This window comes from Peribacillus sp. NPDC055009 (assembly GCF_053608705.1).
This window is the reverse complement of record NZ_JBSGVZ010000014.1, coordinates 61,859-74,777: the sequence shown is the minus strand read 5'-3', so window position 1 is coordinate 74,777 and position 12,919 is coordinate 61,859. Positions and strand designations below refer to the sequence as shown.

At 41.9% G+C, this 12,919-nt stretch carries 11 protein-coding genes; all 11 read right to left on the bottom strand.

Going from position 1 to position 12,919, the window contains the following annotated elements:
• Nucleotides 1-80 precede the first annotated feature (80 nt).
• Nucleotides 81-1,751 carry a ribonuclease J gene (locus ACWF5P_RS19300; RefSeq protein ID WP_101224690.1) on the bottom strand — a complete coding sequence of 557 codons (1,671 nt, stop codon included), beginning with the start codon at nucleotides 1,749-1,751 and terminating at the stop codon, nucleotides 81-83.
• A gap of 290 nt (nucleotides 1,752-2,041) precedes the next feature.
• Complete coding sequence (gene dapA, locus ACWF5P_RS19295; RefSeq protein ID WP_101224689.1) at nucleotides 2,042-2,908, bottom strand: 4-hydroxy-tetrahydrodipicolinate synthase; 867 nt, start codon at nucleotides 2,906-2,908, stop codon at nucleotides 2,042-2,044.
• Between the two features lie 49 nt (nucleotides 2,909-2,957).
• Nucleotides 2,958-4,184, bottom strand: coding sequence for an aspartate kinase (dapG, locus tag ACWF5P_RS19290; protein WP_230177473.1), 1,227 nt, complete (start codon nucleotides 4,182-4,184; stop codon nucleotides 2,958-2,960).
• A gap of 106 nt (nucleotides 4,185-4,290) precedes the next feature.
• On the bottom strand, nucleotides 4,291-5,346 hold the full coding sequence (gene asd / locus ACWF5P_RS19285) for an aspartate-semialdehyde dehydrogenase (protein ID WP_101224687.1): 1,056 nt from the start codon (nucleotides 5,344-5,346) through the stop codon (nucleotides 4,291-4,293).
• Between the two features lie 213 nt (nucleotides 5,347-5,559).
• On the bottom strand, nucleotides 5,560-6,162 hold the full coding sequence (locus tag ACWF5P_RS19280) for a dipicolinate synthase subunit B (protein WP_101224686.1): 603 nt from the start codon (nucleotides 6,160-6,162) through the stop codon (nucleotides 5,560-5,562).
• Nucleotides 6,159-7,061, bottom strand: a complete 903-nt coding sequence (dpaA, locus tag ACWF5P_RS19275) for a dipicolinic acid synthetase subunit A (RefSeq protein WP_230177688.1) — start codon at nucleotides 7,059-7,061, stop codon at nucleotides 6,159-6,161. The genes ACWF5P_RS19280 and dpaA overlap by 4 nt, the downstream gene beginning before the upstream one ends.
• Nucleotides 7,062-7,290: 229 nt before the next feature.
• Nucleotides 7,291-7,560 (bottom strand): YlmC/YmxH family sporulation protein, encoded by a 270-nt coding sequence (locus ACWF5P_RS19270; RefSeq protein ID WP_048684753.1) that lies wholly within the window; start codon nucleotides 7,558-7,560, stop codon nucleotides 7,291-7,293.
• Between the two features lie 162 nt (nucleotides 7,561-7,722).
• Nucleotides 7,723-8,949, bottom strand: coding sequence for a M16 family metallopeptidase (locus ACWF5P_RS19265; protein WP_230177475.1), 1,227 nt, complete (start codon nucleotides 8,947-8,949; stop codon nucleotides 7,723-7,725).
• A gap of 46 nt (nucleotides 8,950-8,995) precedes the next feature.
• On the bottom strand, nucleotides 8,996-9,955 hold the full coding sequence (locus ACWF5P_RS19260; RefSeq protein ID WP_434169093.1) for a polysaccharide deacetylase family protein: 960 nt from the start codon (nucleotides 9,953-9,955) through the stop codon (nucleotides 8,996-8,998).
• A gap of 155 nt (nucleotides 9,956-10,110) precedes the next feature.
• Complete coding sequence (gene pnp / locus ACWF5P_RS19255) at nucleotides 10,111-12,228, bottom strand: polyribonucleotide nucleotidyltransferase (protein WP_434169092.1); 2,118 nt, start codon at nucleotides 12,226-12,228, stop codon at nucleotides 10,111-10,113.
• Between the two features lie 319 nt (nucleotides 12,229-12,547).
• Complete coding sequence (gene rpsO, locus ACWF5P_RS19250) at nucleotides 12,548-12,817, bottom strand: 30S ribosomal protein S15 (protein ID WP_053345367.1); 270 nt, start codon at nucleotides 12,815-12,817, stop codon at nucleotides 12,548-12,550.
• Between the last annotated feature and the right edge of the window lie 102 nt (nucleotides 12,818-12,919).

Below are 12,919 nucleotides of genomic sequence, written 5' to 3'. Positions count from 1 at the left end.
GACTCGGACTTCATTCTTCAAGATATTAGAGGTTTGAAACAGAAAAAGAACCCCTGACTGTTAAATCAGGGGTTCCTTACTTAATATTCCATGATGATCGGTAAAATCATTGGACGGCGTTTCGTTTTTTCATAGAAGAATTGGTTTAACGCATCACGCATTTCCTGCTTCAGCGTGGACCAATCAAATGGTTGGCGCGACCCATTTTTCTTTACGATTTCACTTACTATTTCAGTTGCTTCGCCGATCATTTTCTCTGATTCGCGAACATATACGAAGCCCCTTGAAATGATTTCAGGGCCAGCTGCAATGCTTTTATCCTGACGGTTCAACGTGACCACTACAATCAAAATGCCATCCTGGGATAACAAGCGCCGATCACGAAGAACGATATTACCCACATCTCCAACACCACTGCCATCTATCAAGATATTTCCTGCAGAGACTTTGCCGGAAAGGCCCATTTTATTGCCCTTAAGTTCGATGACATCACCTTTTTCGGCAATGATGATGTTTTCACGCTTAATCCCCGCTGCAATCCCAACTTTTTGATGGGCATATAAATGGCGGTATTCCCCATGTACAGGGATGAGGAATTTAGGATTCATCAAATTGATCATCATTTTCAGTTCTTCCTGGCTGCCATGACCCGTTACGTGCACTTTATATTTATTAGCAGATACCACTTCCGCACCTACCCTGTATAGCAAATCGACGGTTTTGGATAAAATAAGTTCGCCGCCCTGTAAGGGTGATGCACTGATCAAAACTGTGTCTCCCTTTTTGATGGTCACCTGCTTATGGGTCTGTTTTGCCATTTTTTGAAGTGCCGCGATAGGTTCCCCCTGATGACCAGTCGATAACACGACGATTTCACGGTCGTCATACTGGCTAATTTCATTAATTGGGATTATCAGCTCTTCTTCGACCTTTAAGTAGCCAAGGTTCAAGGCTGTTTCATAAACGCGTTGCAGGCTTTTCCCTACGACTGCAACTTTTCTGCGACTTGCTGCCGCTGCATTGAAAACATGTTGAATCCGGTTGATATTCGAAGCGAAGCACGCAACGATGATCCTACCGGAGGCAGCATGAAATACCTCTGTAATATCTTTGGCCACAACTGCTTCTGATGTCGTATACCCTGGCCTCTCGGCTCCGGTACTATCTGAAAGCAGGCATAAGACACCTTCTTCACCGATACCGGCCATTTTACCGATTTCCGGTTTATATAGATCTGTTGCTGCTTGATCGAATTTGAAATCCCCTGTATAAACGATTGCACCTTCACGAGTGTGGATCACGACTCCGACGGAATCAGGAATACTATGATTTGTCCGGAAAAAAGACACAGCTGCTTGAGGGAAACTTAAAAGAGAATCCGAATCGATTTCAGTGAATGTCGCCCGGCCGTTAAAGCCATCTTCCTTTAATTTCGTTTTGATTAAAGCAAGAGTAAGCTTTGTTCCATAAACAGGGACCGGCAAATATTTCAAGACATAAGCAAGCGCTCCCATATGGTCTTCATGACCATGGGAAATGAATATTCCCTGCACCCGTTCCTTATTATCCATCAAATACGAAATATCTGGGATAACCGCATCGATTCCGAGCATTTCGTCTTCTGGCAGCATTAACCCTGCATCAAGAAGATAGATGTCCTCGTTCACCTCAATGACGTACATATTTTTACCAAGTTCCCCTTGTCCTCCAAGAGAAATCACTTTTATTCCATTATTTTTATCTTTACCCAATCGAATATCCTCCTTAAAAAATCCCGTTCATAATTTCCCAATGAATTCATTATAACCGATGTTCAAAAAACATGACAACACTTACCATTTTCAGAAGGACTTTTCATTTAATCAAATAAAACATAAAACAACCTATTATGTAAGAGATTCCTTAGTACTTTTATCCAGTTTCGATTGATTATAAAAAAATTCAAATATTTTTTATCCGAAATCGGAAAGTATATCCCATTCATATACATCTTTATGTAAAAACAAGCCAATCTTCACCGATCAGCTTGTTCCGTGTCTTTTTATTTTTTTAATACCTTGGTTAATGCAAGGCGCTCCTGCTCAGTCAATGGCACGATTGGAAGTCTCACCGATCCAACGTCAATTCCATATAACTGAAGCGCTGTTTTGACAGGTGCAGGGCTTGGCGCTGCAAACAAACCTTTTATTAGCGGTAACAGTTCCTGATGCAGCCTGGCTGCCTCTTTCAAGTCTCCGCTGATGAAGGCCTCAACTATTTTCTGCAACTCATTACCTGCAATATGTGAAGCAACCGAAACTACACCCACACCACCAATAGCCAATACTGGGAGTGTTAAAGCGTCGTCCCCACTATATAATGCAAAATCCTCATCCGTGCCGGCTATGATTTGGGTCATAGCGTTTAAATCCCCGCTCGCTTCCTTAACGGCAACGATATTAGGAATTTTTGAAAGGCGGATGATCGTTTCCGGTTCAATGTTAACCGAAGCGCGCCCAGGGATATTATATACCATGACAGGGAGAGCCGTACTAGCTGCAATAGCCTTAAAATGCTGGTACAGACCTTCTTGATTAGATTTACTATAATAAGGGGCAACCAGCATTATCGCATCGGCGCCATTTTGTTCCGCTTTTTTTGTCAACTCGATGGACGCATACGTATTGTTGCTTCCTGTACCCATGATGATGGGAACACGTTTTTCAACAACCTTTGAAACATGACGCAATAATGCAATTTTCTCCTCCGAAGATAAAGTTGGGGATTCCCCTGTCGTTCCCGAAAGCACAAGCGAATCGGTTCCATTTGCTAATAAGTAATTAACCAATGAAGTCGTCTTTTGAAAATCAACATTTCCCTTGCTATCGAAAGGGGTGACCATTGCGGTTGATACTCTACCAAATATCATTTCTAACACCTCTTTAATTTTTAAAACCTTTATTTATTAAAAAACCTGATTATTGGACTTCCCTTTCATGCAATTGAAACGCATAGTGCAGGGAATTAACAGCTTCTATTAAATCTTCCTCTTTTACGAGTACCCAAATTGTCGTATGGCTGTCCGCTGACTGGAGAATGGCAATTTCCTTTTCGGATAGTGCTGTGACAATCTTCGCTGCAACACCTGGCACTCCATTGATGCCTGCACCGACTACTGAAACCTTGGCACAATTCCGTTCAATGACCGGTTCATGACCAAGCTCGGCCAAAATCGTGAGGGCAAGTTCAGTCATCTCCTCGGAAACGGTATAAACTACGCCACTTGGATATATATTTATAAAGTCCACTGAAATGGAGGCATTGGCCATTGCTTTGAAAACTTCTGCCTGCAGATTATATTGATCTTTTTTCGCACGGACCTTGATTTGAGTGATCTTTGGTACATGGGCAATCCCGGTCACGAGCCTTTCACGTATGTCACTGCCCTGACTTCCCTTGTTCATGCTAGTAACAAGTGTTCCCAAACCTTCGCTGTACGTTGACCTTATCCGAATCGGGACTTTCGCCTGCATCGCAATTTCAACAGCTCTCGGATGAATGACCTTCGCCCCTTGATATGCCATATTGCAAACTTCCGTATATGAAACGATTGATAATGGACGAGCTTGATCGGCAATACGTGGATCTGCCGTCATGATTCCTTCCACATCCGTAAATATATCGACACGTTCAGCTTGCAATGCCGCACCTAATGCTGCGGCTGAAGTATCACTTCCACCACGGCCGATGGTCGTGATGTCCCCGTTTTTAGCCGCTCCCTGGAAACCCGCTACAACGACGACATCCTTCACCTCAAGTTCTTTCATGAGACGGTCGCATTTCATTTCGATAATTTTCGCACTTGAATAGTCGGTATTCGTCAAGAATCCCGCTTGAGCTCCAGTATATGCGACCGCATCAATACCATGTTCCAAGAGCATGTTCGTAAATACGACAGATGATATCGTTTCCCCTACTGACATAAGTAAATCCTGTTCTCGTTTTGAAAGGCAGGCTTTCGCTCCATTTACCAGGGAAAGTAAGGTATCCGTTGCATAAGGATCGCCTTTTCTTCCCATTGCTGAAACCACAACCACCACTTTATAGCCTTCTTTAATCGCATTTTCAATATGCCCCTTGGCGAATGAACGGCTTTCCTCATCACGAACGGATGTCCCACCGTATTTCTGGACGATAATTTTCATAATATGCACCCCAAATATAAGCCAGCTTCCCAATCCGGGAAGCTGACAAAAACTCTCTATCCTATTGGAATTTAATTTTCTGTCGAGTTCATTAAGAATAAAATTTTTACTTAACGGTAACCAAACCTAATTTCAAAAGGCTCTCAGCAATTTGAACGGAATTCCAAGCTGCTCCTTTTAATAGATTATCGGAAACCACCCATAAATGGAAGCCTTTATCTTCATCCAAATCTTTGCGAATCCGACCGACGAATACATCATTCTTGCCGACGGATGAAGCAGGCGTAGGGTAAACTTGTTGTTCCGGTTCATCTTCTAACACTATTCCAGGTGCCGTTTTCATTAGCTCTTTGATTTGAGAAGCCGCTATGCCTTCTTTTTCAACTTCAATGTATACAGATTCCGAATGACCTGTTACAACAGGAAGCCTCACGCAAGTTGCAGCCACTGGAAGGTTTTGCATATGCATGATTTTCTTTGTTTCATTAATCATTTTCATCTCTTCGAATGTGTACCCGTTATCTTGGAATTTATCGATTTGGGGAATGACGTTAAATGCGATTTGATAATGCTTTTCGTCCCCTTTTACCGGTAAAATTTTCGGATCTATTTCTTTTTCATCAAGCAAGTCGCGAGCTTGTTCCTTTAATTCATTTATCGCAGCTGCACCTGCACCCGAAACAGCCTGATAGGTAGAAACAACAATTTTTGATAAGCCGTATGTCTTGCGAATAGGTTCCAATGCCACAACCATTTGGATAGTTGAACAATTCGGATTTGCAATGATCCCATTATGCTGTTTCAAGTCTTCTTCATTTACTTCAGGAACGACTAACGGCACATTTTCATCCATGCGGAATGCGCTTGTATTATCCACTACTATCGCACCGCGTTTAACTGCTTCTGGAGCCAATTCCTTAGACACGCTTCCACCAGCACTGAATAAAGCGATATCGATGCCTTCAAAGCTTTCAGGTTTTGCTTCCTGCACTTCGATTTCTTCGCCCTTAAACGTAAGTTTGATTCCTGCGGAACGAGCCGATGATAAAAAGATGATTTTCTTAATCGGTAAGTCCCTTTGTTCGAGTGTTGAAATCATTTGTTGTCCTACTGCCCCAGTTGCTCCCACAACTGCAATACGCAATCCCTGTGTCTCAGTCATTTATACATACTCCTTTTCTATCTCTTAAATTAGTTATTTATTGGATTTACTGCTTCTTTTTCAGAATATCATTTATTTTAACACATTAACATTCCAAAGGGTCGCACTTTAACAAAATATTCTGGTAGTGGAGTGGTTTTTCATAACTTCAACCTACAAATTTATGCATATATGTCAGTCGTTAGAAAGCTGGTTTGAGGCAGTAATACTTGTTCAGACTAAATCATCCTTGAACCTTTCAACGATGACAGGTTGAATCTGTTCCCTTTCCAATGCCGCTATGATCGTATCCCTTATCATGCTCATCCTCGCAACCATGGAACTTGGTTTTCCTTTGGGATTATCCTGGCCATATGGAACGAAATAAATGTCTTTAGCTGCCATCAGCCTCATTAGATTGACACCATTTAACCCAAGTGCATCATTAGTTGATATCGCGACCACGACTGGACGGTGATTTCTCATCGTCGCTTTTGCAGCCATAAGTACTGGCGAATCGGTAAGTGCATTTGCCATTTTACTCATTGAGTTACCCGTTAAAGGAGCGATCACCATGCAATCAAGTGGCAATTTAGGTCCTAAAGGCTCTGCTTTGACGATTGTATCAACGACATGGTTCCCCGTCAATTTTTCTATTCTTTCGACCCAGTCCTCTCCCTTTCCAAAACGGGTTTCCGTGTTTTGGACAGTCGATGTTACGATGGGAATGACTTCCGCACCTTCGTTTACAAGTTTTTCTATTTCCGGAAACACCTCATCATATGTGCAATGTGATCCTGTTAATCCGAAACCAATACGTTTCCCTTTGAGACTCATATCATTTTCCCCTTCCTTTTCAAGAACTCGCCTTGAATCAATAGTCCCAGTGCATTCGCTAATATCTGACCAGCTGTTTTCGGGGCAACTATACCCGGTAGGCTCGGTGCCAACAGCGCCTTAATTCCCCTTTTTTCAGCGTAACGAAAATCCGTCCCCCCCGGTTTTGAAGCAAGGTCGATGATTAATGTATGAACGGGCATATTGGCTATAACTTTTGCGGTAATTATCGGAAAAGGAATCGTATTGATACATATATCAACATCTTTCATTTCTGCAGCGAGTTCATTTAAATGAAAAGGGGCTAATGCCATTTCACTGATCCTCGCAATATCTTCGCTTTTTCTTGCCCCCACCTTCACTTTTGCTCCAAGTGCATGGAATGACCGGGCTACACTCATTCCGACCCTTCCCAGACCGAGAACGGCTACATTCGATCCATGGATAGTAAAATCCGTATGTTGAATTGCCATCATGATTGCCCCCTCAACAGTGGGAATCGAATTATAAATAGCCACATCATCACGTTCGAACAATAGAACGAGTTTGCGATCCACTTTCTTGAATATCTCATTAAGGTAGTCGTTACTGATTCCTGCATAAAAAATGCAATGTGCCGGGGTATTTTTTATCATTTCTTCAGTCAAAACAACCTCTTCACTGGAAAAAATCGTTTCTACTTTCCCATCTGAATCCGTGCCCCGGACAGGTAAAATAACTGAATCTAATTCCTTGAAGTTTATATCTTCCATTTTTTCCTTAACCGCTCCGGTAAAAGCATGGTCGAGCTGTTCAAAACCTACCAATAATAGCTTTGCATCCAGCTCCGTCAGTTTACGGACAACTTCAAGCTGACGCGCATCTCCACCAATTACAGCGATTTGCATGCCTGTGAGCATTAAAACCGTCACCTTCTTTATATAAAAGATCCTAAACATTCCTTGCCTCATGATATAAAATTCCTTCAGGAAGCAATTCGGTTTTTGCTACATTCTCTAGTTACCCTGCCATCTTATGTTTTCACTTAAAAAACGGTGATAAGAAAAGAAAAAACGCCATAGCTATTGCCAGCTAAGGCGTTTTCGAGCTTGTATGCCATGAAGTTCAAGGAGCCTGGCGCGAGCGTGATCATCCGTCCATATGCTCTCCGTCTTTAAGTGAAAGTCCTTCCTGAAAGTCAATGATGACCATATCCGCACCGATTTTTTTTATATGTTCCCAAGGAACTCTTATTTCACTGCCATTCCTTAAAAGGCCGAACCATTTGACAGATGGGATGATCAATGAGGTAATTTGTCCAGTTTCATCTATTTCCAAATCAGTCTGACCAAGGATCCCTAATCTTTCCGCCCTATTCACATCGACTATTTCCTTACCGCTCAATTCGCTCAACCTCAAATTTGGTTCCCCCTTTTTGGCCTTCTATTCAATCTATATCCGAAAAAGGTAAACTTAGAAGGCATTTATCCAAATATTGTCCATAACATTGGACCCTCCCGCATGCAAAGAAAAAAAGCCTGACCTCCCATTAATTAAAGGAAGGTGCAGACTTGTCCGTCATTATTTATCCCAGTTTTCCAACGGGCTCACTAATGACAATGAATGTTCCGTAAAGATCTGGTTTGCCAATTCATTGACGGTATCCTCCGTCACCTCGTCAATCTTGATGATGATATCATCAAGGGAACGGTGCTCACCTAACATCAGCTCATTTTTTCCGTTCCGGCTCATGCGGCTATTCGTGCTTTCAAGGCTAAGCATCAAGCTGCCTTTAAGTTGCTCTTTACTATTCCGTAATTCCTTTTCCGTAATGCCATCCCTTTTTAGAGTATCCAGTGTTTCCTGAATGGTTTCATACAGGCTGTCAAGCTGATTTGTGCCTGTCCCCCCATATACCGTCACCATACCGCTATCTTGATAGCTGGAATGATAGGAATATACGGAATAGGCAAGGCCTCGTTGCTCCCTGACGTCCTGGAATAAGCGGCTGCTCATGCTTCCTCCAAGAATATTATTCAAAGTAATCAGGCTGTATGTTTTATCATTGCCAATTTCCAACCCTTTGTAGCCAAGGCATAAATGGGCTTGTTCCGTATCTTTTTTACGGGTGATCCTATTTTCATGGAAGGTAGGCTTGACCAATTCAAGACGATCTTCCCCTCCTTGATACGAGCCAAAGTAGCTTTCGACTTCCTTAATCATTTTTTCATCTACATTCCCAGCAATGGATACAACTACTTTATCTGGTGTATACATGTCATGGACGTATTTTTTTAATGTATCACTATTGAACGTTTCAAGCGTATTTTCCGTGCCAAGTATCGGATAGCCAAGGGGATGATTTTCATATACCGCCTTGCTTAAGAGGTCATGGACAATGTCATCTGGTGTGTCTTCGTACATTTTGATTTCTTCGTAGACGACATTTTTTTCTTTTTTCAATTCTTCACCATCAAATGTTGAGTTGAAGAACATATCAGCAAGGATTTCAAGCGCATAGCTTGCATGGTTATCCATTACTTTAGCATAATAGCATGTATACTCTTTTGAAGTGAATGCATTCACCTGTCCGCCAATACTATCGAATGACTCGGCAATTTCACGCGCATTTCTCGTAGCTGTCCCTTTGAAGAACATATGCTCCAAGAAATGTGATACCCCATTCAATTCCGGTGTTTCATTTCTTGAACCTGTTTTGATCCATACTCCAATTGCTGCAGAGCGTACAGTTGGAATATTTTCCAATACAATTCTAACTCCATTTTGACACGTGTATTTCTTAATCAACTAACATTCCTCCCAATCATTCTATGCTGCTATCGTAACCAATACTTTATGGATTCGATCGCTCTTCATCTACTGCTTCCGAAACGGTAACAACATCCAAGTTTTTCTTTTTCATTTCAATTATTAACGTTTCCAATGATTTTGCAGTAGATTCCGTCGGATGCATCAATATAAATGCTCCGGGGTGTACCTTAGAAAGCACTCTTTGTTGAAGGACTTCAGGGCTTGGCTTTTGCCAGTCGATCGTATCCACACTCCACATGACGGTCTCCATACCGAAAGAATCCGCGATTTTCACCGTTTCGTCCCGGTAGCTTCCACTTGGTGGTGCGAACCATTTCATTTTCAAACCCGTCACCGCTTCAATGACTTCGTTCGTTTTTCGAATTTCCTCACGTGTAGCTTGTGCGGAGATGTTTTTCATATCGGGATGTGAATAAGAATGATTTCCAATTTCATGTCCGCCACCCATGATCATTTTGGCTAAATCTGGGTTTTTCTTGGTCCAATTGCCTTCCAGGAAAAAAGTGGCCTTGACATTATACTTTTTTAACACGGCCAACATATCTTGTAAGTATTCATTCCCCCAGGCTACATTGATTAAAAATGAAACGACTGGCTTTTCGGGATGGGCCCGGTAGATCGGAGCCGGATCCAGATCCTCCATATGTATCTTCGCAGGAACCTGCTGAAACACCAGCTTATCCTTATCGAACACGCCCTCCTTCTTCATGGCTTTATACGAATCATCAATATTTACCTTCAGGCCGTTATATGCAGGAACGGTTTTCCAGACAGAATCTATTCGTGCATCCTGTGGTGCAATCTCATATTTTTTTGTTGATTCTTTTATTTGTAAAAGAAGCTCGTCTTCTTGCTTCATTGAAGCAACTGAATCATCGGTTAATTGGGTCAAATAAATTTGTGTATATGGATTTTGCACTAATAACCATGATATACCTGCAATGGCACTTATCGCAACTATCTGCTTCCATTTATTATTCATTTTTTACGCCCCCTTCATACCAAAATGTATGAAGAAAACGGACAAGGTAGAACTTGACATCCTTTTAACGCCATTCACACTATGGATATTCCCATACTTTAAACAAAAAAAGCATGCAGATTCACAAGGAACCGCATGCCGGATTTCATTTTTCATTACGATTGAGAAGGGTTGGCTGCCTCTTTTTGCTCTTTCAAGACCGCTTTACGGGAAAGGTTTACCCTTCCTTGCTTATCGATCTCAGTAACTTTAACCAATAATTCATCGCCAAGTGAAACGACATCTTCCACTTTTCCGACTCTTTCTTCAGCCAGTTCAGAAATATGTACCAAACCGTCTTTACCGTTGAAGATTTCAACGAAGGCACCGAACTTTTCGATACGTTTAACTTTACCTAAGTATAGTTCGCCCACTACGACTTCACGTACGATATCCTCAATGATTTTCTTCGCTTTTTGAATCATTGGTTCATCAGTAGAGGATATGAATACCGTTCCATCTTGTTCGATGTCGATTTTCACGCCAGTTTCTTCAATGATTTTGTTGATATGTTTTCCGCTCGGTCCAATCACATCACGGATCTTATCCGGATTTATGGACATCGTAACGATTTTTGGAGCATATTTGGATAACTGCTCACGCGGTTGATTGATTGTTGACATCATTGATTCCAAAATATGCATCCGGCCATGTTTGGCTTGAAGTAAAGCTTCTTCAAGGATCTCTCTTGAAAGACCCTCAATCTTAATATCCATTTGCAGGGCAGTAACACCTTTTGAAGTACCTGCGACTTTAAAGTCCATGTCTCCCAGATGGTCTTCCATGCCTTGAATATCCGTTAAGATTGTATAGTGCTCACCTGATTTGACAAGACCCATGGCAATACCGGCAACTGGAGCCTTCAATGGAACACCTGCATCCATCATTGCCAACGTGCTTGCACAAATACTTGCTTGTGATGTTGAACCGTTTGATTCAAGCACTTCAGAAACAAGTCTGATTGTATAAGGGAAGTCTTTATCGTTTGGAATAACAGGCTCCAATGCCCTTTCACCAAGTGCACCATGACCGATTTCGCGGCGTCCTGCCCCACGGATAGGGCCAGTTTCACCGACACTGAAATGCGGGAAGTTATAGTGGTGCATAAAACGTTTTGACTCTTCGGTTCCAAGTCCGTCCAGAATCTGCACATCACCAAGCGCACCTAATGTACAGATGGATAGAGCTTGGGTTTGTCCGCGTGTGAACAATCCGGAACCATGTGTACGAGGCAGAATCGTAACTTCTGATGATAATGGTCTGATTTCGTCAGGATTACGGCCATCCGGACGCACTTTATCTTCCGTGATTAAACGGCGGACTTCGGATTTGACCAATTTATTCAGGATTTCTTTGATTTGCTTTAATTTTTCTTCATCAGTTTCTTCCTCATAATGACCCAATACACGATCTTTTACTTCTTTGATCGCGTCTTCACGAGCATGCTTTTCCTGAACTTGTACAGCTTTGTTCAAGTCTGCTTCACATAGGCCTTTAACTTCTGCTTCCAGTTCTGCATCCACTTGATATAAAGTGACCTGCATTTTTTCCTTGCCGATTTCAGCAACGATTTTCTCTTGGAATGCAATGATCTTCTTGATTTCATCATGTCCAAACATGATTGCTTCAAGCATCGTTTCCTCTGGTACTTCATTTGCTCCGGCTTCAACCATGTTGATAGCATCTTTAGTGCCGGCAACCGTCAGATTGATGTCACTTTTAGCTAGTTGGTCGACAGTAGGGTTAATAATGAATTCATTATTGATCCTCCCCACTACAACTCCGGCAATTGGACCTTCAAACGGAATATCGGAAACTGAAAGTGCAAGTGAAGAACCTAGCATAGCTGCCATTTCCGTAGAACAATCCTGATCGACACTCATGACCATGCTGATGATTTGAACATCATTCCTGAAGCCATCGGCGAAAAGCGGACGGATTGGACGGTCAATCAAGCGGCTTGCAAGAATTGCCCTTTCACTCGGTCGTCCTTCACGTTTAATGAAGCCTCCCGGAATTTTACCGACTGCATATAGTCTTTCTTCATAGTTGACTGTTAAAGGGAAAAAGTCGACATTTCTAGGTTCCTTTGAAGCCGTCGCTGTACTTAATACAGCAGTTTCTCCATAACGGACTAAAACTGCCCCGTTCGCTTGTTTGGCCAATTGCCCTATCTCTACCGTTACATTACGGCCGGCCCAGTCAAATGAATACGTATGTTTTTCCTGTCCCATTTATTAAACCCCTCTCTGAATCTTCACTTAGAGGCTTAGTTTACCTAAACCTGTATTGGATAAATCATTTATATGTGAAAAGTAACTGAACTCGAGTTAAAACCAAACTATTCCTATTATGCACGAAAAAAACAAGCATTAACAGTAAAATGAATAAAAATTTCATTCATTTGATTATGTATATCCCGATCATTTATAAATGGAAAAGGACCCGGCTCCTGCCGAGTCCCAAGGACGAAGGCCCAGCCTTAAGTAGAATACGTCCAAATCATTTGATTAACATCAAAAAAGCGGGAAATTTCCCGCCTTCCTGAAAAAATTATCTACGTAGACCTAATTTGTTAATTAGTGTACGGTAACGAGTAACGTCTTTGTTACGTAGGTAAGTTAAAAGATTACGACGTTTACCTACCATTTTTAGAAGACCACGACGTGAATGGTGGTCTTTTTTGTGTGTGCGTAAGTGACCGTTCAAGTTGTTGATTTCTTCTGTTAATACTGCGATTTGAACTTCTGGAGACCCAGTGTCAGTATCGTGAGTTCTGAACTCAGCGATAAGTTCGTTTTTGCGTACTTGTGTAATTGCCATGTTATTATTCCTCCTAAAATTCTGTAAAATCACCTATTACCGAGCCAGCGTCGGAGTCTCGACTAGCCAAGCAATGGTTATTTTCATACATACAATAGAATA